Here is a 21,300-nt window from a genome sequence, read left to right as displayed (position 1 = left end):
AGCGGCGCACCGCGTCGGGCCGCGCGGTCTCGCCACCGATGATCACGCACCGCACGCAGGCCGGCACGGCGGTCTCACCCCGGTCAAGGGCCGCGGCTGGGCGCGCACGGCGATGCTGGGCACGGTGGCGGCCGCGATGGGCTGCCAGAACGCCGGTGTCCGCGTGACGATGGACGCGCAGGCGCCGACCGCGTACCCGACGGGTCTGCTGACCGGGGCCGTCACCGACGCGGTGACGGTCCGACGGGTCCCGTGGCGCGTCCTGGTCACGATGACGCTGCTGATTCTCGGCGCGGCCGCCGCCACGCTGCCAGAGCGCCTGCGGCCCGGCGCCGCCCCGCTGCTCCCCGCGCTGCTGGTGACGGCGGCGTGGCCGACCGTGCACGCGCATAAGGGGGCCCGGCACAAGCCGTGACGCGCCGTGCCCCGTGTCCGCCCGAGCCGCGGATGCGGTGGTCAGTCCAGGTGGCCCACCCGGAACGTGGTCGTGTACTCCCGCTCCTCACCGGGGGACAGGAACGTCATGGACCCGTCCTCCCGGGCCGCGGCCTCGCCCTGCACATGGTGCGTGGACGGTTCGAAGCCCACCGCGTAGGCGCCTTCGCGCAGGTGCAGCCACTGGAAGAAGGACGGGAACTGGGCTGTGTCGAACTCCAACTCGAAGTAGACGCCGAGGTGTTCGTTGACCAGGCGGGGCCGGACCAGGCCCGCCGTGTCGGGCTCCAGTTCGTGCTCGTAGACCTGCTCGACGAAGCCCGGCAGCGGGGCGGGCATCTCGGTGTGGGACACGCCCTGCTCGGCGACGCTGTCGCTGCGCCACAGGGTGCGGTGCGGCGGCAACTCGTAGCGCGCGCCCTCGTCCAGGAAGGGCCAGCCGACGTTGACGTGGTACAGGTACATGTGCGGCGTCGGGTCGAAGCCGGCGTTGCGCACCCGGTCGATCAGGCGGATCTCGCTGCCGCCGAGGTCGGCCTCGATGCGGCGGGTGAGCCGCAGGTGCTCCCCGAAGATCGCGGCCTGGCGCACCTCGCCCTCCGCCCAGAGCACGCAGCGGCCGTCGTCCTGCCACCGCTCGCCGTACCCGGTGAGCCGGGCCGGCAGGTTGGCGACCCGCCCGTGGAGGGCGTGCACGGCCGTGCGCCGCGGCGGATAGCGGTACTGCGAGGCGTCCACCTCGGCGCCGAAGAGCGTGTGGTCCAGGCCCGCGGTGAGCAGCAGCCCCGAGAAGCTGCGCATCATGGACAGGCCGTCGTCGTCGCGGTACTCGTGCAGTCCGGGGTGCCTGAAGCCCGTCGCCGAGCGCCAGCCGAAGCCCCGGCCCTCGAACTCGGCCCCGCCGAGGTCCATCGCCCGGTCCACGAGCACGTCGAACGACAGTCCGGCACCGGTCCGGAACTCCAGCGTGCGGATGCCCCGTTCGGAGCCGTTGTCCAGGACGACGGACCGCACCCCGCCCGCCGCGCTCAGGTCGCCCGCGCGCCGGGCGAGGGACTGCCGGTCGTGGGAACGGCCGTACAGCTTCACGCCATCACCCACCCTCCGTTGACCTCGACGCACTGACCCGTGACGAACGAGGCGTCGGGGCCGGTGAGGAAGGACACCACCGAGGCAAGTTCCTCCGGCCGCCCGCGCCGCTTCAGGGCCTGGTGGTCGAGCACGTGCTGCCGGTAGGCCTCGGGGTCCTCGTGGATGTCCTCGGCCGCGGTCGGAAAGGCTCCGGGGGAGACGCAGTTGACGCGGATCTCGGCGGGACCCAGTTCCCGGGCGAGGGCGCGGGTCAGGGCGACGGCGGCACCCTTGGTGGAGATGTAGGCGGCCAGTGAGTCCCAGCCGCCGTGCAGGGTGATCGACGCGACGTTGACGATCGCCCCGCCGCCCCCGTCCGTCATGTGCCGCGCGGCGGCCTGGGCGGCGACCCAGTACGCACGCTGGTTGATCGCCACGACCTCCTCGTACTCGGCGAGCGGTACGTCGAGGAAGGCCCGGCTCGGGTACACGGCCGCGTTGTTGACCAGCACGCGCAGCGCGCCCAGTTCGGTCACGGTCCGTCCGACGGCCTCCTCGATCGCCTGCGTGTCGCGCAGGTCGGTGGTGAGCGCGAGCACGCGCGCGCCGGCCTTCTCCACCAGCGCGGCGGTGCTCTCCAGGGACTCGGTGTCGCGGTCGAGTACGGTGACGTCGTGTCCGTCGGCGGCCAGCCGGACGGCGGTGGCCCGGCCGAGGGCGCCGCCGGCACCGGTCACGAGTGCGGCTCGGGGTTGCTTCATGACGTTCCTCTCAGCGCTTGCGGAAGACGGGGCTGCGCTTCTCGGCGAACGCGCGGCGGCCCTCCGCGGCGTCCTCGGTGGCGAAGCAGATGGTCTGCAGGTCGCGCTCGTAGGCGAGCGCCTGGTCCTCGGGCAGGTTCCCGGCGGCGCGCAGGTTGATCTTCGCGGTCTCGGCCGCCACGGGGGCGCGGGAGGCGATCACGGCGGCGAGGGCGCGGGCCCGGTCGAGCAGCCCGGCGTGGGGCACGACCTCGCTCACCAGGTGCCAGTCCCATGCCCTTTTCGCGTCGATGCGTTCGCCGGTGAGCAGCATCAGCGCCGCGTTGCCCGGCCCGGCCGCGCGGCTGAGGAAGGCGGCCATGCCACCGCCTCCGATCCAGCCGAGCGTGATCTCCGGCGCACCGAAGGACGCCGTGTCCGCGGCGAGCCGGATGTCGCAGGACAGCGCGGTCTCCAGTCCTCCGCCCAGTGCGTAGCCGCCGACCGCGGCGACGGTGGGAGTGCGGGCGGTGCGGATGGCGTCGCAGTAGTCGACGCGGTTGCGGAAGTCCCACGGGGTGGCGTACTGGTCGAGTGCGGCAATGTCCGAGCCGACGCTGAAGGAGCGTTCTCCGGCGCCGGTGACGACCACGGCCCGGACGTCGTCCGTCGTGTCGCACCACTCGATCGCCCGCACCAACGCACGGGACATCTCGGGGGTGACGGCGTTGAGTTTGGCGGGCCGGTTCAGGGTCAGGGTGGCGACGCGGTCCGAGACGTCCAGCAGGACGTGCTCGGTGCCGAGTTCGGGCGGCTTGAGGGGGCCGGTGTCGGTCATGACGGTCGTTCCTTCGGTGTCCGGCTCGTCCGGTACAGGGTGCGCATCCGGGCGAGTGCTTCACGGTGATCGGTCTCGCCGGCGAGCGCGGCGCGCACGGCGGCCGACGCGGCGGTCTGGAAGCCGATGTAGCCGGCATGCCGGGGGCGCACCCAGGCCTGCTCGCAGGTGGCGGCGGTGCGTCGGTAGAAGTCGGCGGCGACGGTGTCGGGGGAGGTCCAGGCGGTGCGGGCGCTTGGCTGTCCGCTGTGCCGGGGCAGGAAGTTGCCCTGTGCCTCGGGGGACATCAGCCACCGCACATGGGCGAGGAGTTCGGGGGACGGCGTGCAGCGGGCGCTGAGCGCGATTCCCGTGCCGCCGAGCGTGGAGCCCGGGCGCCCGCCCGCCGTCACGCTGGGGGCGTCGGTGAAGGTCAGGCGGTCGGCGTAGGTGACGTAGCCGTACACCAGCGGGCAGTGTGCCAGCCGGTCCGTGGCGGCCATGAGTTCCAGCAGCCCGATCGGGTTGAGTGTGCGGGTTTCGGGTGGGGCGAGGGCGTCGAGGGCGGCCATCAGGTCGAGGACCGCGAGCCCCGTGTCGTCGCCGATCAGTTCGTCGGGGTCGGTGGCCGGCTCCTCTCCCATGGCGACCGCGACGGAGGCGAAGGTGAGGAAGGCGTGCGGCCCGGCGAGGGACAGGGCCACGGGGGCCCGGCGGGCCAGGCCGCGGACCTCGTCCCAGCTGCGGGGCGCCGCGCCGACGAGGTCGGTCCGGGTGGCCGCGACCTGGGTGGCGGCGTCCAGCGGCAGCGCCCACTGACGGCCGTCCATGGCGTACGACCGCATGGTGGGGCCGATGGAGTCGGCGCCCCAGCGGGCCAGTTCCTCCGGGGTGAACAGGTCGTCGAGCGGCCGCAGGCACCCGGTGTTCAGAGCCTCGCCGAGGTGGGGGTGGTCGAGGACGACGAGGTCGTAGCGGGCGCACAACTCGTCGATCGGGTGGGACTCGAAGCCCTCCAGCGGCTGTACGTCCCAGTGGACGAGGCCACCCGCGGATGCGGCGAGGGCGTCGTACCCGCGGGGGTGGTCCCACGTCAGTCCGGTGTACGCAGGTCCGGTGTACGCAGGTCCGGTGTACGCAGGTCCGGTGTACGCAGGTCCGGTGTACGCGGGTCCGGTGTGCGTCGGTCGGGGCTGCGTCATGAGGTCGTCTCCGCCACAGCGCCGGTGGCGAACAGTTCCTCGATCTCCCCTTGTCCGAGGCCCGCTTCGGTCAGTACCTCGCGGGTGTGCTCCCCGACGAGCGGGGCGCCGCGGTCGATGCGGGGCGGGGTGGCGGAGAACTTGTAGGGGAAGCCGGGCACGGTCACGCGGCCCTCGGTGGGATGGTCGTAGGTGACGAAGGTGCCGTTGTGGCGGATCTGCGGGTCCTGGACGAGGTCGGCGTAGCCGTAGACGGGGCCCGCCCAGATGCCGGCGGCGGCGAAGGCGTCGAGCCAGTGCCGCGAGGGCCGGGTCAGCAGCCGGGCGGCGGTTCGGGCGAAGATCTCGTCCCGGTGTGTCCAGCCGTGCTCCTCGTCCTCCATGGACCGGAAGGTGTCCTCGCCGAGGATCTCGCCGAGCTTCTTCAACGGGGGGAAGGCGAGGACGAGATAGCCGTCGGAGGTCTGGAAGGCGCCGTAGGGCGAGCGGATGTAGACGTGGGCGTGCGGCTCGGCGGAGCGGGTCTGGGGCAGCCCGCCGACGGTGTGGACCGAGAGTTCCTGCATCTGGAGGGTGGTGACGGCGTCGAGCATGTTCACCGTCACCAGCTGGCCCTCGCCGGTGCGTTCGCGGTGCAGCAGCGCGGCGAGCACACCCTCGAACGCGGTGGAGGCGGTGACGGCGTCGACGAGGTACTGGCCCGCCGCCCGCGGTGCCTCGCCCGAGCGGCCGCTGGACAGCATGGCCCCCGACATCGCCTGGAGCAGCAGGTCCTGGCCCGGGCGCTGGGCGTAGGGGCCGTCCTCGCCGTACCCGGAGATGGAGACGTAGACGAGGGAGGGGTTGATCGCGGCCAGGGCGGCGTAGTCGACGCCGAGCCGGTCGGCGACGCCGGGCCGGTAGTTCTGGAGGAAGACGTCGGCGCCCGCGACGAGGCGGCGCAGGACCTCCTTGCCCGCCGGGTCCTTGAGGTCGACGGCGAGGGATCGCTTGTTGCGGTTCATGGAGAGGAAGGAGACGTTGATCCGGTTGCCCGCCGCCCCGCCGGCCGCGGCGTGGCGCTGCCACTCCCCGGTGACCGGTTCGACCTTGACGACGTCGGCGCCGAGGTCGCCGAGGCGCTGGGCGGCGAACGGGCCGGCCATGGCGATGGAACAGTCGAGGACCCGGTACCCGGCCAGGACGCCGGGTTTGTCGCGCGAGGTCATGGGGCTCCGTAAGTTGTCAGGCGGCGGGCGGCACCGGCGCGGGCGGGGGCGCCGGTCGAGGCGGGAGGGGACCGGAGGAGAGGAAGCGCGGGCCGTCGTGCGACGCCGCCGCGTCCGTGTGCGCGGCGATCACCGCCCCAGACCCTGTTGTTAGCGCTATCGGTAGCGCTAACATGCACGCTAAGCGGGCGTCGCTCGCAGTGTCAACGCCCCTGCCCGGACCGCATCGCTCCCTCCTGGAGGAGGCCGGGGCAGCCACGAAAGGAACCCGATGAACCAGTGGCCGGACGCCGAGACCACCCTGCCCGCCGACGGCACCGCGGGCGCGCTCGTGGGCCGGGTCTGGCGTCCCGGGCTCGGGCCGTCCGTCGTGGCGGTCCGCGAGGACGGCCTGCACGACGTCACCGCGGCCTTCCCGACCGTGCGCGACCTGTGCGAGACGCCGGACCCCGCCGCACGCCTGCGTGCCGCCCGCGGCGAGCGGATCGCCGGACTCGACGAGGTACTGGCCAACACACCCGTCGACGGCCGGGACCCGCGCCGGCCGTGGCTGCTCGCGCCGGTGGACCTGCAGGCCGTGAAGGCCGCCGGAGTCACCTTCGTGGTCTCGATGCTGGAGCGGGTGATCGAGGAACGCGTCCGCGGTGACGCCGCCGGTGCCGCCGAGGCCCGGGAACGGATCCGCCGGCTCGTCGGCGACGACATCGCTTCCCTGCGGCCCGGCTCGCACGAGGCCGCCGCGCTCAAGGAGATCCTGGTCGCGCAGGGGGCGTGGAGCCAGTACCTGGAGGTCGGCATCGGCCCCGACGCCGAGATCTTCACCAAGGCACCCGTGCTGGCCGCCGTGGGCAGCGGCGCCGACGCCGGGGTGCACGCCGGCTCGCGCTGGAACAACCCGGAGCCGGAGGTGGTGCTGGCCGTCTCCTCCACCGGGGCCGTGGTCGGCGCGACACTCGGCAACGACGTCAACCTCCGTGACGTGGAGGGCCGTTCCGCGCTGCTGCTGCCCCAGGCCAAGGACAACAACGCCTCGGCCGCCCTCGGCCCGTTCCTGCGACTGTTCGAGCCGGGCTTCCGCATCGACGACGTACGGCGGGCCACGGTGACCCTGACCGTCGAGGGCGCCGACGGGTACCGGCTGGACGCCGAGTCCTCGATGGCCGCCATCAGCCGCGACCCCCTGGACCTCGTGGCGCAGTTGCTGGGCCCGCACCACCAGTACCCCGACGGCGCCGTGCTCTACCTCGGCACGATGTTCGCGCCCGTGGAGGACCGCGACGCGCCCGGACAGGGGTTCACGCATCACGACGGCGACCTGGTCGCCATCGCCACGCCGAAGCTCGGCACGCTCGTCAACCGGATCCGGCCGAGCGACGCGTGCGTGCCGTGGACGTTCGGCATCGCGGATCTGATGCGGGCGCTGGTGGCGCGGGGAGCGCTGTGACGCCCGATATCGTTTCCGGCGTGACCCAGCCGCCCCCCCGTCCCCGCAAACGATCCGCGACCCGTTCGGTGACCCTGTCCGACGTCGCGGCGGCCGCCGGGGTGTCGGCCCAGACGGTCTCCCGGGTCGTCCGCGACCCCCTGTCGGTGTCCGACGAGACACGCGCGCGGGTCCAGGCGGCCCTCACGGCCACCGGCTACGTGCCGAACCTGGCCGCCAGCAACCTGGCGTCGAACCGCAGCCGCACCGTCGCCGCCCTGGTGCCGCAGATCAACGCGTCGGTCTTCGCCGACACCGTGCACGCCTTCTCCACGGCACTGGCGGCCCACGGCTACCAGATCTTCGTCGGCACCACCGACTACCGGCCCGAGCACGAGGAGGAGGTGCTGCGCAGCTTCCTGGGCCGGCGGCCGGACGGACTGCTCATGGTGGGGACCCGCCACACCCCGGGCACGCTGATGTTGCTCGGGGCGGCCGGGGTGCCGGTGGTGGAGACCTGGGGCTGGTCCGAGGACCCGGTGGACCTGCTGGTCGGATTCTCCAACGCGGCGGCGGCAGCGGCGATGGTGGGCCACCTCGTCGAGCGCGGCCGGCGGCGGATCACCTTCGCCGGCCGGCACACCTCGGGCGACCCCCGGGCCGCGGAACGCCTCGACGGCTACACCGGCGCCGTCCGCGACCTGCTGGGCAGCGAACCGCGCACCGTGGACGCCGGTGACGAGCCGGTCACCATGGACACCGGTGTCGCCCTGCTGGACCTGGCGCTGGAGCGCCACCCGGACTCCGACGCCGTGATGTTCTCCAGCGACGTCTTCGCCGCCGGCGCCCTCCAGGCCTGCGTACGGCGCGGCATCGACGTGCCGGGCACGCTCGCCCTGGCCGGCTTCGGCGACTTCGAACTCGCCCGGCACCTGGTCCCGGCGCTGACCACGGTGGCCGTACCCAGCGCGCGGATCGGGGAGTTGAGCGCCGAACTGCTGCTCACGCGGATGCGCGGTGCCCCGGTCGACGTCCCGCACCGGGACGTCGGGTACCGGGTCGTCGCGCGCGAGAGCACCTGACACGCGGGGCGTACCGGGGCGGCTTGGGCGAGAGCGCCGGACGGCCCGGACACCCCCGGGCGTCACGCGCGCGCCGCCCACACCAGCCCGCGGCCGACGATCGCCGCCGTCTGCGGCACCCGGAGGTCCGCGACGCGGTGTCCGAGGGTGCAGACGAAGACCCGCCCCGCTCCCCAGCGTCGCGTCCACACCACGGGGAACTCGACGGGGCCGTCCCACGGGTCGGCCGCGCCCGGGGTGAGCACGGACGTGGCCAGGACGGTGTTGAGGGAGTCCGTGAGCACCCAGTAGTGCTCGGTCTCGACGTCGTAGTCCGTGATGCCCTCGGTGATCTCGCCGTCCCGGTCCGGCGTGGCGGCGATCCGCACGGTGAACTCCTGGAAGCCGTCCGGGTGCCACAGGAAGCGGCCCCCGACCATCCGCAGATAGCGGGGGTTGGCGACGTTCGTGGCGACCACGCCCCCGTGCCAGCCGGCGAAGCCGGTGCCGGCCTCGACCGCGTCGACCAGGGTCGCCTCCTGGGCCGCCGTCAGCCCGCCCGCCGACCACGAGTGCACGACGAGATCGGTGGCGGCGAGCAGTCCCGGGTCCTCGTACACCGACAGGTCCTCGGCGACCTCGACCTCGAACCCCGCGCGCTCCAGTGCGGGCAACACCGCCTCGGTGCAGCCGACCGGGTCGTGGCCCTCCCACCCGCCGCGGACCACCAGGGCCTTTCGCGTCCTCATGTCCTGCTCCCTCCGCACGTCCTCAATGCGGTCCTCAACGCGTCCTCATCGCGCCTGCGGTGCGAGTCTGAGACCGGCGTCGGCCGGACGGACGTGCGGTCCGGACGGGAGGGACCACCCGCCCGACGCGGCCCGCGCGACGATCCGCTCCTCATCGACCTCGATACCCAGGCCCGGGGCGTCGCCGAGGACGATCCCGCCGTCGGCGATCTCCTGGTCCACCCGCAGCCCGACCGGGAAGGACAGGTCCTGCACCTCGGTCACCAGGTGGTTGGGCACGGCGGCCGCCGCGTGCGCGACCGGGTTGGCGTTGTACCCGACGGGACTCACCGGCACGCCGTGCCCGAAGGCCAGCGTGGAGACGCGCAGGAAGTGGGTGATGCCCCACACGGCGCCGGTCTGCACGACCCCCACCGCGTCCGCGGCCAGCAGCGGCCGGAAGTGTTCGAGGCCCGTCAGGTTCTCCCCGGTCGCGACGGCGGCACGGATGCCGGTCGCGACCGCGCGGTGTCCCGCCACGTCCCAGCGCCGGACCGGTTCCTCGATCCAGGTGAGTTCGACCCGCTCCTCGACCTGCCGGGCCAGGCGCACCGCCTGGTGCCGTCCCCAGGACTCGTTGACGTCGTACATGAGCGCGGGGCGGTCGCTGTTGACCCGGAACACGTCGCGGACCGCCGCCAGGCGCCGCACGTCCCGGTCCACGTCGAGGCCGCCCTTGACCTTGGCGCCCGTGAATCCGCGCCGCGCCCACCGCTCGTGGAACGCGACGAGTTCGTCGTCGGTCAGCGCGTAGTCCAGGCCGGAGGCGTAACCCGGAACGAAGCGGTCGGCGGCGCCCAGCGTCCGCCACAGCGGCTCCTGGGCGATCTTCGCCTTGAGGTCCCACAGCGCCATGTCGAGGGCGCCGATCGTGCCGAACACGTGCCCGCCGTGCCCGGACTTGAAGACGTGGGCGAGCATCCTGTCGTAGAGCGAGGTGACCGCGCGGGGGTCCTGGCACTCCAGCGCGGGGAAGACCCGCTCCACGTCGGCGTGGCCGCCGAGGCCCACGCCGGTGAGGCCCTCGTCGGTCTCCAGCAGCAGGACCGGCACCTCGGTGACGCCGGCGGCGACGACGCCGTTCACGTCGCCCACCGGTCGTCCCCACTCGTGGACCGTGGCAAGGGACCGGTATCCGGTGATTCGCATCGCGCTTCTCCTTGGTCTGCGCGCGGCGCCCGCGCGGCGCCCGCTCCCGGCCGGCGCGTCCCACGGCCAAGTCATAACTTGTGATACGAGTGATGACCTTAGCACCTTCGGCTAACCTTGGCTCATTGGACAGCGGGGGCCGGGCGAACCTGCACGAACATTGGGAGTCTCTGACCAGATGATCAAGCCATCCGCGGACACCACCGCCGTGTCCCGCCCTCAACGACGCCGGCCGCCGCTCGCTGCGGCCGTCGTCCAGAGCCTCGCGACGGCCATCGTGCTCGGTGAGTACCCGCCGGGCACGGCGCTGCCGTCGGCGGGTGACCTCTGCGAGGAGTACGAGGTGAGCCGGACCGTGATCCGGGAGGCGACGACGACGCTCGCCGAGAAGGGACTGGTGGCGACCCGTCAGGGCTGGGGGACCGTAGTCCTGGGCCAGGACCAGTGGAGCCTGCTCGACCCGCTGGTCCTCGACGCGCTGTTCCAGCGCAAGGACCGCCTGGTCTACCTGGACAACCTGATCGAGATCAGGACCACCCTGGAGTGCGCGATGGCCGCCCGTGCCGCCGGGCGCATGGACGAGGAGCAGCAGGCGGCGCTCTCGGCCAAGCTCGACGAACTCGCGGGCCTGATCGACGATCCCGAGGCCTACTCGCGCGCGGACATCGAGTTCCACGAGATCATCCACCGCGCCTCCCAGGACGCGTTCGGACGGGCCATCGTCTCCAGCATCCAGGGCAAGGCCGTGCGCTCGCCGCAGTACAGCGGGGACCCGACGCGCGAGGACATCGAGCTTACGCACGAGGCGCACGCCCGGGTCGCGGCCGCGGTGCTCGCGGGGGACGGCGACGCGGCCGCCGAGGCGATGCGCGAGCACATCACGTCGTCGTGGGCCCGCCGCCGTCCGGCCGACGTGCCGGACGCGTAGGGCGCCACGACGAGGCGGCCGAGGGGCCCGTCGCCCGACGGACCCCTCGGCCGCGCGGCAGGCCGCGCTCAGCAGGTCACGGCCGGCCGATCCCCTCCGCGCTGACATGCCGGTTCCACTGCGCGACCCACGCGGCCCCGTACTCCTCGGCCACCGCACCGGAGCCTGAGAACTTCAGCGTGTCGAGGTCCAGGCCCGTCTCCGCCACCGAAGTGGCCTCCACCGACCGGGTGTTGACCTTGTCGCTCCAGCGCGACAGGTTGTACTGCGCCGCAGGTTCCGTGAACGCCGCGGTTGTCTCCACGAATCCCGAGCCACCCCCGACGACCACCGCGTGGTCGATCTCCACACCGGACGGCACGTAGAGCGAGTCGGCGTCGTCCCAGACCGTCGCCCGACTGCAGCCGTTCGTGCCCGCCGTCGAGTAGTCGGCCGCCGTGCAGTCCCGGCCCGTCGCGGTCACCCTCGGCACGTACCACCGCTCGACCTGCGGGTACGCGATCGGCCTTCCGTCGGAGTACGTCGCCTCCCCGCTCGTGTAGTGCTCGTGCCAGGCCGCCACGGTCTCGGGCGTAGCGCTGTATTTCTCGCCCTCACGGACGTCGAGGAACGCGTTGAACCTGCTCTGCAGCACCCAGCTGTTGTCCAGCGGCAGCCGTGTCTCGCCCTTCTTGTGGTAGATGCCGCCGTGGCCCACGTGCTTCACCCCGATGAACACGTTGTCGTTCGCGGTGTTGCTGTGCCCGGAGTTGAGGTTGACGCCGGAGTTCGAGCCGTTCACCACGTTGTGGTGGAAGCGCACACCGGATGCGCCGTCGTCCATGTACAGCGCGTCGTTGGAACCGCCGATCTTCTCGAAGTGGTTGTACGCGATCTCGTTGCCCAGGTACGTGAAGTCCCGGCCCGCGTAGACCGCCCCCATGTCCCCGGCGTTCTTCACCACGTCGTAGAAGTGGTTGTGGTTGACCCGCATGTCGTTGCCCATGATCTGCACGGCCATGTGCGGTGCGTCGTGGACGTAGTTGTACTCGAAGGAGTTGCCGACCCCGTACAGATAGCCGGCCGGCGTGTAGGTGGCCAGCTTCGAGAAACGCGCGATCTCGTTGTGACGGGCGACGTTGTTCCCCCGTTCCAGCGTGGCCCGGTCGCCGCCGCCGAGCAGGACCCCGCCGCCGCCGAGGTCGTGGAGGTAGGAGTTCTGCACGACGTTGTCGTGGCCGCCCCGCAGGGTCTCGTAGTCGGGCATGCTCGTGATGGTGTCGGTCGTCCGCCCGATGCGGATCGCGTCCATGCTCACGTTGGAGATGCCGACCGCGTCGATGAGCGTTCCCACGGCGTCGAGGAGCTGCACGCCGCTGACCAGCGACCCGGTCATGGCCAGGCCCCGCAGGGTCACGCCCCGCACCCCGTCGAGCAGGAAGAAGTTCTTGTCGAAGGTCTGGAGCGTGGTGTCCTTGCCCTCGATCGTCCCGCCCTCGGGCCGGTAGTACAGGACGTCGTTGTCGTCGTAGCGGTCGATGTAGTACTCACCGGCCGTGTCCATCTCCGAGAGGACGTTGAGAACCTTGACCTTGGTCCATGCGTCCTGCGGAATGTACATCGACGGGTACTTGGTGTAGATCCGGTCGCCGCTCCACGACAGGATCCGCACCATGTCGTTGGCGTAGTTGTTGCCGAAGTACCCCGACAGCCAGCCCTCGGTCTCGGCCTTGGTGTTGTCGATGTGTTCGATCCACCGCGGGTCGAGCTGCACCGGGACGTCGGTGTACTCGCCGAAGCCGCGGGTGCCGAGGTCGTCCACCGTCGGAACCGCCTCGGGCGCCCAGCTCTTGTAGCGGTCCTCGGCCAGCGCACGGCCCCCGGCCGTGAAGATCTGCGGTGTCATACGCCGCATCTCCTCGGGCGACCAGGTGTCGCGCTGCTCCGGGTCCTCAAGCTGCTGCTTCTTGTCCTCGAACTGGGCCCGCGGGGTCGTGCCGGAGGAATTCCAGTCGTCCTGGAGGCCGAAGCGGGCGCCGAGGTCCACGTTCATGAGGTCCCGGGGGCCCTCGGCGTCCCACTTGTCGCCCGTACCCCACAGGTGACAGTCGGTCTCCGTCGTGGCACAGGAGTTGCCGTTGGGGTACTCGGCCAGGACCTGGGTGTCACCGCCGACGACCAGCTCGGGAGCGAAGGGGTCCTGCACCCAGTTGAAGCCGTTCTTGTACAGGGTGCCCGGGTCGATGCCCTGGGCGCCGAGGTCGTAGACCCACCCGCACGCAGCCCGGGGGTGTTCAGACGGGTGTGGGAGGAGTACTGCGGCTGGGCGAGGGTCTCCGCGGAGAGGTCGGTGAGCTTCTTCCATCCCTCGGCGGGCAGCTCGTGCGAGCCGGTGATCGTCACCTTCTCGTTCCGGTAGGCCGCGTAGGTGACCCAGGAGTTCGCGGCGCCCTTCAGCTCGACTGTGTCTTCGAGGACGTAGGTGCCGCCCCGGATCAGTACCGTGCCGCGGGCCTTGGCCGACGTGTGGCCGGCCAGTGCGTCCCGGGCCGCCGTGATGGTCCGGAACGGGTCCTTTTTGCCGCCGCTGTTGGCGTCGTCCCCGTCGGTGGCGGAGACGTAGACCGTCAGCTTCCCGGGAGCGGTCCAGGGGCCGGCCGCGGCGGCGGTCCCGGCCGCCGGTCCGCCGACGCCCGCCGTCAGCGCCAGGGCGACCGCGGCCATCAGTGTCCGCGACGGTCGTCGCCGAGTTCTCAGCATGGAGGTGCCCTTTCGTCGGTTCTCATGTGCCTGACGTGGGAGGGTGCGATGCACGGACGGGGCTGGTGCGCGGTGCCTCGGTCAGCTGCCCTCGGGGCGCAGCCGCAGACCCTGCATGCCGCCGTCGACGGCGAGGGCCGTGCCGGTGACGGACGCCGCCGCCGGGGACGCCAGGTAGACGATGGCCGCGGCGACCTCCTCGGCGCTCACCAGACGCCCGGTCGGCTGGCGGGCGTTGAGCGCGGTGCGCTCGGCCCCCGGGTCGTCGGCGCTCGACAGCAGGCGGTCTATCCACGGGGTGTCCGCCGTGCCGGGGTTGACGCAGTTCACCCGTATGCCCTCACGGATGTGGTCGGCGGCCATGGCGAGGGTCAGGGACTGCACGGCGCCCTTGCTCGCGCTGTACAGCGCCCGCTGGGGCAGCCCCGCGGTCGCCGCGACCGAGCAGGTGTTGACCACCACCGCGTGACGGGAGGCACGCAGGTGGGGCAGCGCGGCCCGGGTGGTCCGCACGATGCCGAGCACGTTGACGTCCAGAACATGCCGCCACTCGGCGTCGTCGTTGTCCGCGACCGTCCCCTGGGCGCCGATGCCCGCGTTGTTCACCAGGATGGCCAGGCCGCCCAGGAGGTCCACCGCCCGGGCGACGCCGGCCCGTACCGAAGCGTCGTCGGTGACGTCGCACCGGACGGGGAGCAGGGTCCCGCGGTCGGTGGCCGGCAGGGCGTCCGGGGCGAGGTCGAGGACGGCGACCCGGGCGCCGCGGCGGGCCAGGAGCCTGGCGGTGGCGAGCCCGATCCCCGACGCGCCGCCCGTGACGACGGCCGCGAGACCGTCGAGTTCGGGGGACGGGGGAGAGGGGGTGTTGGGCATGACGGTGTTCCTTCGCATGGGGTGGTGGTCAGTCCAGGTGGAAGAGTTCCTCGCCGGTCACCCACCGCTCCCCGGGCTGCGCCGAGTCCAGGGGCTGCTGGCAGGGGTCGGTGAGCGTCCACCACTGCTGGGTCTGCGGGTCGGCGGCGATGGCGGCCATGTCGGCCTCGTAGTCGTCGCCGGTGTACTCGAAGTAGGCGAAGAGGGTGTGGTCGCGCAGGAAGATGGAGTAGTTGGTGACGTGCGCGCGGGAGAGGGTGTCCAGCACCGGCCGGGGCACCGAACGGTGCAGTTCCAGGTACTCCTCGGCGTGTTCGGGGCGCAGCCGGATCACGGACGCGATCCGGCGGGGTGTGCGGGGTGCGGGCATGGCTGGTCACTCCTTCGCGAAACGGGTCACTTCTCGGTGCGGCGGGCCCGGCACGGGCGGGACTAGCCCTTGACCGCCCCCGCCGCGAGCCCGCTCATGATGTGCCGCTGCATCACCATGAAGATCACCAGGATCGGGATCACCGCGAGCAGCAGGGTCGGGAACACCTTGGTGTAGTCCGTGGAGTACTGACCGACGGCCGCGTACACACCCGTGGTGACGGTGTAGACGCCGCTGCCGGGACCGAGGATCATCTGCGGGCTGGCGAAGTCGTTCCAGACGCTGAGCGAGTTGAGGATGAAGACCGTGGCGATGATCGGCCGCATCAACGGCAGGGTGATCCGCCAGAGCGTGTAGTACCTGCCGGCCCCGTCGATGGCCGCGGCCTCGTCCAGCGACCTGGGCAGCACCCGGATGTAGCCGAAGAACACGAACAGCGTGAACGGGATGGTGGTCGCCGTCATGAACAGAATGAGCCCCGGCAGCGTCCCCATCAGACCGATCGCACGCAGCACGAAGATGACCGGCACCAGGATGACCTGGGTGGGGATGAACATGCCCGCGATGAAGAAGAACAGCAGCAGCCGCGAGATCAGCTTCGGCGTGCGGGCCAGCACGTACGCCGCGGGCGCGCACACCGCCATGGCGAGGGCGTTCACGCAGAGCACCAGCGCGATGGTGACGCCGTAGCCCTTCAGGATGCTGAAGTCCGGGTTGTTCCAGGCGTCCGCGAGGTACTGGAACGTCGCCGTGCCGAAGCTCGGCGAGAACGGGTTGGCGAGGATCTCCTGCTGGCTCTTGAAGGCGTTGACCACCAGGAGGTACATCGGCACGAGCATGCCGAGGGACACCAAGGAGATGAACGCGACCCGGACGGTGGCGGCCGAGGTGAGTGTTTTCTTCATCCGATGGACTCCGCGTCGTCCTCGGCGCGCCTGCGCAGGACGAGGACTGTGATGGCCAGGACCGCGGCGGCGACGATCAGCAGCACGGCCTGGGCCGAGGCGACGCCGATGTCCCGCTGCGGGAAGGAGACTGCGAGGATCGAGTAGGCGAGGGTCTTGGTGGATCCCGCCGGACCGCCCCCGGTCAGCGACACGACCACGTCGTACGTCTTCAGCAGCGAGATGCCCGAGGTGATGACCGCGACCGTCACGGTGGACGCCAGGGAGGGCCAGGTGACGGCACGGAAGGTCTGCCACCTGCTCGCGCCGTCGATCCGCGCCGCCTCCAGCAGATCCGCCGGCACCGCTTGCAGACCCGCCAGGTAGAGGGTCAGCTGGACGCCGAAGAGCGACCAGACGATGACGAGGATCATCGACCACAGGGCCCAGTCGGGATCGCTGAGGAAGGGCAGGCTGTCGGTGCCGACCTTCTCCAGCATGGTGTTGACCACGCCCTGCGGGCCGAGGATGGCCTGCCACAGGAAGCCCACGACCAGCGCGCTGAGCACGTGCGGGTAGAACATGACCACCCGGCCGAAGGTGTTGAACCGGTTGGTGCGCTGCAGCAGCAGCGCAAGACCGAGCGCGGCCAGGTTGACCGCGACCGCGCCCACCACGGCCACTACGGCGGTGACCACCATGGTGCCTGTGATGTCGTCGGACTCGAACATGGTCCTGTAGTTGTCCAGACCGACGAACTCGGGGACGCGATGGGGGAATCCGTTGTACTCGGTGAAGCTGTAGTAGATCGCGTAGATCACCGGTACGACCAGCAGGGCGACGTAGATGAGCACCGCGGGGACGACCATGCTGACGCGGGCGCCCAGGTCGCGCCATCCCCGCGGCTTCGAGACTGATGTCCGTTCCATGGGTCAGCGGTTCTCGTCGACCCACTGGTCGATGCTCTTGGCGGCGTCCGCCGGGCCCGCCCCGGTGTAGAGGCTCTGCGCGACCTCGGTGAACTTCGGGTTGAAGCCGGTGACGGGCAGCCGGACGTTGCCCTGGCCCTCGCCCACGGCGACCAATGCCGGGGCGTCGTCGAGGATGCCCTGGATCTGCGCGTCGACCTTCGACTGCGTCAGCTCGGAACCCTTGCGGAACACTCCGTCCGAGCCGAGTTGCGCCTCGATGGCCTTGGCGTCGGTGACCAGGTACTCCACCAGCTGCTTGGCGCCGTCCTCGTCGCCGATGCCCTTGCGGATCATGTAGGGGTTGGCCATGGTGGCGCCCTGCGGACCCGGGTACGCCTGGCCGTCCGCGGCCGGCGGGGAGAACACACCCACCTCGAAGGGCAGGTCCCCGGCCTTGTTCAGGGTGGCCGCGAACCAGCTGCCGTTGGTGTAGAGGCCCACCTTGCCCGCGGTGAAGTTGGCGTCCGCCTGGGAGGGGCTGAGCCCCACGTCGCTCTTGTCGATGTAGCCGGCCTTGATCCAGTCGGCGTACATCTGGAACGCGGGCTTGTACGCGTCACCGACCGAGAGCTTCTCGTCAAAGACCGCGGTCTGCCACTTCGGGTGCAGCTGGTTCAGCGTGGGGTGGTAGATCTGCTGGAGCTGGAGACCGGTCTGGAAGTCGCCGGCCGTCTGCATCGGCGTGTAACCGGCCTTCTTCAGGTCGCCGAGGTCCTTGGTCAGCTCGTCCCACGTGGTCGGCGGCTTGCTGATCCCGGCCTTCTCGAAGGCGCTCTTGTTGTAGTAGACCAGCGACTGGGTCTGGGTGCCGACGCCGACCGCGTAGTGCGCATCGCCCATGGCGTACTCGTCGAACATCGGCGTGCCCTTGGCCCAGGCCTCGCCGCTGAGGTCGATCAGTTCGGGCGCCGTGTCGTCATCGGGGAAGATCGACTGGATGACGTCGGGCGCGGTGCCTGCGGCCAGTTGCTGCGGGAAGGACTCGGCGACGGACTTGCCGGTCGGGCCCTCTATCTTCACCTTCAGGCCGGTCTTGTCCTCGAACGGCTTGACCAGCTTCTCCCAGTAGGCCTGGTTGAGGTTGTCGGTGAGGTTCACCATCATCCGGATCTCGCCGTCCTCGCCCCCCGCCGAGCCGGAGCCCGACGAGCAGGCCGCGACGAGAAGCAGCGGAACCGCGGCGGCAAGCGCGGCACCGCGCGCCTTGCTCCCTCTGTTGGTCGACGTCATTGTCATCTCTCTTTTCCTCGGTGGGGAAAGCCGGCGGTGTCGTTCGGTGGTCACAGTCGCCCCCGGTAGGGCAGGGGGCCGACGGCCGTGATGTCGGTGGGGGCCTCGCCGCGGTCGACGCGGTAGATGCCGTCGTCGGCGACGAAGAACTCGGGGACGTCCGGGTAGCGCAGTTCCTCGGGCAGCGGCTCGCGGTCCGTCCAGGCGAAGAACTCCCGGGCGAAGGTGGCCCGGTCCTTGCGGCCGTACAGGTGCAGGTCGCCCGCGGTCAGCGGGCTGCGCACGGACCAGTGGACGCCGGACTCGGCCCAGTGCGCGCGATCGCTGACCAGCACCGACTGCCGTTGGCGCGGCGCGGTCACCCGGTCCCAGAAGTCCTCGTCCGGGCCGTACCGGGCCATCAGGAACAGCAGGTCGTGCGCGTGCCAGGCGGTGCTGGGCGCGATGTCGGCCTCGTTGTGCCAGCCGCTCGCGGAGGCGAAGTAGCCGGCCGGTGTCTGGTAGCGGGCGTAGGTGGCGAGGCAGGCACGCGTGAACGCCTCCAGCTCGGCGTCCGGGCCCTCGGTCAGTACCTCGTGGATGCCGTACAGGGTCAGCCCCATGCCGGCGATCAGCATCGGCGTGTCCGTCTTCAGGGCGCGCTCGCCCTGGACGTACCAGTAGCGGTGGTAGCGGGTGGCGCCCGTCTCGTCGGTCCACGCCGAACGGGTCACATGCCGGCACAACCGCCGTGCCTCGGCGAGCAGTTCCGGATCGCCCTGGGCGCGGTACCCGAGCACCAGGGGCACGATCATGAGCCCGTAGTACTCGGCGGGCTCCAGGATGCCGCCCTCGGTGCGGTCGCGTACGGTGCGGAACGTGCCGGCGCTCTCCGCGTCGGGCACTCCACGGTGGTGGAAGAGCCGGATCAACTCCGCCAGATCCTCGGCGATCTCGTCGGCGTAGGTCTTGTCGTCGCTCAGCTCCGTGTAGAGCTGCTTGACCCAGACCCGGGCGTACTCCTGGTTGCAGGTGCCGTCCTCGCCCGGGCGCCCGCCGCCGTAGACCTCGCAGGCGTCCAGGTTGCGCCGTACGGCGGCCAGTACGGCGGCGACCTCCTCGGCCGGCAGCAGGTGACCGGCGTGGCGCACGGCGAGCAGCATGCCGAGGCTGCCGACGGCGTTGTGGATGAGGCCGCTGGTCGCCGACTCGCCGACCTGGAAGCCGATGTGCCGGTACTGCCCGTCGGGCTGCACCTCGGCGCACTGGTGGCGCAGCAGCCGGCGCAGCAGGGCGACGCCCCGCTCGTCCGGCCGCGCGGCCAGGGCCTGGGCCCAGGCGCCGACGGCCGGACCGGCGAACGTGGTGTGCCCACTGGTGAAGTCCAGGAAGGTGGCAGGGTTGGTGCCCCACACGCTGTGGTTGTGGAAGCCGTTGATCGCCCCTTCGTCCGTCACCCAGCTGTGCAGCCAGCCGGCCAGCGCGGCCGTGTCCGGAGTGGTGGTCTGGTGTTCCATGGCGTTCCTTCCGGAGCGGATCACACGGCCGCGCCGTGCGCGGCGTCCAGCAGGGCGGGGTCGAGGCGGTAGAAGCGGGCGGCGGTGCCGCCGAGCACGGCGGCGCGGTCGTCGGGGGCCAGCGGGGCGAGGAGTTCACACACGGCCTCCCAGGTGCGCGCGTAGCCCCCGGCCAGCACAGAGATCGGCCAGTCGCCGCCGTACATCAGCCGCTCGGGCCCGAACAGCTCCAGCGCGTCCTCGACGAACGGCCGCACCTCGTCGGTGGTCCACGCGTCGAGTGCGCCCGAGGCCGAGTAGAGCCCGGACACCTTGGCGTGGACGCGAGGGTGCTGCGCGGCGGCGGCGATCAGCCGGTGCCACTCGGCCCGGTCCTCGCGGCCGCCGCCGACGGGCGGCTTGCCGAGGTGGTCGACGACCAGGCGCAGGGTGGGGTGCCGGGCCGCCAGCTCGGGCAGGTGGCGCAGCGCGGCGGGCGAGGAGGTCGAGTAGTCGAAGGTGAGGCCGGCCTCGGCGAGCAGCGCGAGGCCCGCGCCGGCGTCGGGGCCAAGGATCCAGTCCTGGTCGGACCGCTCGTGGAGCAGCGTGCGTACGCCCACCGTGTGCGGGTCGCGGCGGAGCACGGCGAGGCGGGCCCGGGCCCGGTCCGGGTCGTCCAGCGGGACCCAGGCGACGACGCCGACGACCTCCGGGTTCGTGGCGGCGGTCGCCAGCATGAGGTCGGTGTCCGCGTCGTTGTCGGCCGCCTGGACGAGGACGGCCGCGGTGACCTGGGCCGTGCGCAGGGCCGGACGGGCGTCGCGGAACCGCATGGCGCGGTCGACGGGCGACATCGCGGGCCCCAGCCAGTCGTAGGCGGCCCGACCGGGATCCCAGACGTGCAGATGGGCGTCGACGACCGTCATGACCGCTCCCTCGCGGCGGACGGCGCGGACGGTGCGCCGGGGACGTGCGGGACCAGGCCGAGGTCCGCCAGCTCCGCCCAGAGCGCGTCGGGTACGCGGGCCGCGAGCCGCCCCGCGTTCGCACGGGACTGCCGCGCGTCGCGGGCCCCGAGCACCACCGACACGACCGCCGGGTGCCGCAGCGGGTAGGCGATCGCGGCCTCGGGCAGAGTGACGCCGTGTCGCTCGCAGACGTCCGCGAGTGCGCCGGCCCGGGCGATCAGCTCGTGGGGCGCGGGCAGGTAGTCGTAGGTGGCGTCGGCCGGCGGACGGCCGGCCGCCAGCAGGCCGGAGTTGTAGACGGCGGCGGCGACGACGCCGACCCCGCGCTCCTGGGCGAGCGGCAGCAACTCGGCCCGCGCGGACTGGTCGAGCAGGGTGTGACGCCCGGCCACCATGACCAGGTCGACGTCCGAGCGGCGGACGAACTCGGTCAGCATCGCGGCCTGGTTCATGCCCACGCCCACCGCCTTCACCACCCCCTGGTCGCGCAGTTCGACGAGGGTGTCGACGCCGGTGGTGGAGGCCTGGTGCCAGTGGTCGTCGGGATCGTGCAGATAGACGATGTCGACGTGGTCGAGCCCGAGCCGGGTCAGGCTGCCCTCCAGGGAGCGCAGGATGCCGTCCCTGGAGAAGTCCCAGTCGCGCCGGAAGGCGGCGGGCACCGCGAAGCCGCCGTCGTCCCGCCGGTGCGCGGTCCCGGGGCTGGGCACCAGCAGCCGGCCCACCTTGGTGGACACGGTGTACTCGGCCCGCGGACGCCGGGCGAGGGCGGCGCCGAGGCGGCGTTCCGACAGCCCGAGTCCGTAGTGCGGGGCGGTGTCGAAGTAGCGGACGCCACTGTCCCAGGCCGCGTCGACGGCACCCCGGGCGTCCGTATCGCTGGTCTCCCGGGCCAGATTCCCCAACTGGGCGGCTCCCAGACCGAGTTCGGTCAGCTCCGGACCGCGGGCGAGGGTACGGGAACGCAT

The 21,300-nt window shown here is 71.8% G+C and carries 20 protein-coding genes; 4 read left to right on the top strand and 16 right to left on the bottom strand.

Annotated features, from left to right (window positions below):
- The coding region (locus ACFYTE_RS40190) for a DUF1275 family protein (protein ID WP_388721886.1) at positions 1-415 on the top strand (415 nt) is incomplete at its 5' end.
- Between the two features lie 41 nt (positions 416-456).
- On the opposite strand, the gene ACFYTE_RS40185 is transcribed toward ACFYTE_RS40190, so the two are convergent.
- From ACFYTE_RS40185 to ACFYTE_RS40165, 5 genes are read right to left on the bottom strand one after another with little or no spacing between them, the layout of a single operon-like run.
- Positions 457-1,536 carry an aldose 1-epimerase family protein gene (locus ACFYTE_RS40185; RefSeq protein WP_388721884.1) on the bottom strand — a complete coding sequence of 360 codons (1,080 nt, stop codon included), beginning with the start codon at positions 1,534-1,536 and terminating at the stop codon, positions 457-459.
- Positions 1,521-2,267: an SDR family NAD(P)-dependent oxidoreductase gene (locus tag ACFYTE_RS40180; protein WP_388721882.1), complete on the bottom strand. Its 747-nt coding sequence runs from the start codon at positions 2,265-2,267 to the stop codon at positions 1,521-1,523. Before ACFYTE_RS40180 ends, ACFYTE_RS40185 begins: the two co-directional genes overlap by 16 nt.
- A gap of 10 nt (positions 2,268-2,277) precedes the next feature.
- Positions 2,278-3,084 carry an enoyl-CoA hydratase/isomerase family protein gene (locus ACFYTE_RS40175; RefSeq protein WP_388721880.1) on the bottom strand — a complete coding sequence of 269 codons (807 nt, stop codon included), beginning with the start codon at positions 3,082-3,084 and terminating at the stop codon, positions 2,278-2,280.
- Positions 3,081-4,265 (bottom strand): extracellular solute-binding protein, encoded by a 1,185-nt coding sequence (locus tag ACFYTE_RS40170; RefSeq protein ID WP_388721878.1) that lies wholly within the window; start codon positions 4,263-4,265, stop codon positions 3,081-3,083. Before ACFYTE_RS40170 ends, ACFYTE_RS40175 begins: the two co-directional genes overlap by 4 nt.
- A complete protein-coding gene (locus ACFYTE_RS40165) occupies positions 4,262-5,473 on the bottom strand; it encodes a CaiB/BaiF CoA transferase family protein (protein ID WP_388721876.1) in 1,212 nt (403 codons plus the stop codon). The genes ACFYTE_RS40170 and ACFYTE_RS40165 overlap by 4 nt, the downstream gene beginning before the upstream one ends.
- Positions 5,474-5,744: 271 nt before the next feature.
- On the opposite strand from ACFYTE_RS40165, the gene ACFYTE_RS40160 reads away from it, so the two are divergent.
- Both ACFYTE_RS40160 and ACFYTE_RS40155 read left to right on the top strand, forming a co-directional pair.
- Complete coding sequence (locus ACFYTE_RS40160; protein WP_388721874.1) at positions 5,745-6,917, top strand: fumarylacetoacetate hydrolase family protein; 1,173 nt, start codon at positions 5,745-5,747, stop codon at positions 6,915-6,917.
- Positions 6,918-6,937: 20 nt separating this feature from the next.
- Positions 6,938-7,978, top strand: coding sequence for a LacI family DNA-binding transcriptional regulator (locus ACFYTE_RS40155; RefSeq protein WP_388721872.1), 1,041 nt, complete (start codon positions 6,938-6,940; stop codon positions 7,976-7,978).
- A 62-nt stretch (positions 7,979-8,040) separates the two neighbouring features.
- Here ACFYTE_RS40155 and ACFYTE_RS40150 read toward each other — a convergent pair whose 3' ends face one another.
- Together ACFYTE_RS40150 and ACFYTE_RS40145 are read right to left on the bottom strand one after the other, a co-directional pair.
- Entirely contained in the window at positions 8,041-8,706 is a 666-nt protein-coding gene (locus ACFYTE_RS40150) for a ThuA domain-containing protein (RefSeq protein ID WP_388721870.1), read from the bottom strand.
- A 45-nt stretch (positions 8,707-8,751) separates the two neighbouring features.
- On the bottom strand, positions 8,752-9,894 hold the full coding sequence (locus ACFYTE_RS40145; protein ID WP_388721868.1) for a mandelate racemase/muconate lactonizing enzyme family protein: 1,143 nt from the start codon (positions 9,892-9,894) through the stop codon (positions 8,752-8,754).
- Positions 9,895-10,072: 178 nt separating this feature from the next.
- Here ACFYTE_RS40145 and ACFYTE_RS40140 point away from each other — a divergent pair, with 178 nt between their 5' ends.
- On the top strand, positions 10,073-10,822 hold the full coding sequence (locus ACFYTE_RS40140) for a FadR/GntR family transcriptional regulator (RefSeq protein ID WP_388721866.1): 750 nt from the start codon (positions 10,073-10,075) through the stop codon (positions 10,820-10,822).
- Positions 10,823-10,898: 76 nt separating this feature from the next.
- Here ACFYTE_RS40140 and ACFYTE_RS40135 read toward each other — a convergent pair whose 3' ends face one another.
- The 9 genes from ACFYTE_RS40135 to ACFYTE_RS40095 all read right to left on the bottom strand — a co-directional run bounded on the left by ACFYTE_RS40135 (position 10,899) and on the right by ACFYTE_RS40095 (position 21,300).
- Complete coding sequence (locus ACFYTE_RS40135) at positions 10,899-13,007, bottom strand: right-handed parallel beta-helix repeat-containing protein (protein WP_388721864.1); 2,109 nt, start codon at positions 13,005-13,007, stop codon at positions 10,899-10,901.
- A 635-nt stretch (positions 13,008-13,642) separates the two neighbouring features.
- Positions 13,643-14,434 (bottom strand): SDR family NAD(P)-dependent oxidoreductase, encoded by a 792-nt coding sequence (locus tag ACFYTE_RS40130; RefSeq protein WP_388721862.1) that lies wholly within the window; start codon positions 14,432-14,434, stop codon positions 13,643-13,645.
- 28 nt (positions 14,435-14,462) lie between these two features.
- On the bottom strand, positions 14,463-14,804 hold the full coding sequence (locus tag ACFYTE_RS40125) for an L-rhamnose mutarotase (RefSeq protein WP_388721860.1): 342 nt from the start codon (positions 14,802-14,804) through the stop codon (positions 14,463-14,465).
- A 62-nt stretch (positions 14,805-14,866) separates the two neighbouring features.
- Complete coding sequence (locus ACFYTE_RS40120; protein WP_388721858.1) at positions 14,867-15,709, bottom strand: carbohydrate ABC transporter permease; 843 nt, start codon at positions 15,707-15,709, stop codon at positions 14,867-14,869.
- A complete protein-coding gene (locus ACFYTE_RS40115; RefSeq protein WP_388721857.1) occupies positions 15,706-16,617 on the bottom strand; it encodes a carbohydrate ABC transporter permease in 912 nt (303 codons plus the stop codon). Before ACFYTE_RS40115 ends, ACFYTE_RS40120 begins: the two co-directional genes overlap by 4 nt.
- 3 nt (positions 16,618-16,620) lie before the next feature.
- Positions 16,621-17,889 (bottom strand): ABC transporter substrate-binding protein, encoded by a 1,269-nt coding sequence (locus ACFYTE_RS40110; RefSeq protein ID WP_388721855.1) that lies wholly within the window; start codon positions 17,887-17,889, stop codon positions 16,621-16,623.
- A gap of 50 nt (positions 17,890-17,939) precedes the next feature.
- A complete protein-coding gene (locus tag ACFYTE_RS40105; RefSeq protein ID WP_388721853.1) occupies positions 17,940-19,385 on the bottom strand; it encodes a hypothetical protein in 1,446 nt (481 codons plus the stop codon).
- A gap of 20 nt (positions 19,386-19,405) precedes the next feature.
- The gene (locus ACFYTE_RS40100) at positions 19,406-20,290 is read right to left on the bottom strand and encodes an amidohydrolase family protein (protein ID WP_388721851.1); all 885 of its coding nucleotides are present in this window, start codon (positions 20,288-20,290) and stop codon (positions 19,406-19,408) included.
- Positions 20,287-21,300 (bottom strand): aldo/keto reductase, encoded by a 1,014-nt coding sequence (locus tag ACFYTE_RS40095; RefSeq protein WP_388721850.1) that lies wholly within the window; start codon positions 21,298-21,300, stop codon positions 20,287-20,289. Before ACFYTE_RS40095 ends, ACFYTE_RS40100 begins: the two co-directional genes overlap by 4 nt.

It is taken from the genome of Streptomyces sp. NPDC004629 (assembly GCF_042873595.1).
In the GTDB taxonomy this organism is placed as follows: domain Bacteria; phylum Actinomycetota; class Actinomycetes; order Streptomycetales; family Streptomycetaceae; genus Streptomyces.
This window is presented reverse-complemented; position numbering and strand designations above follow the sequence as displayed.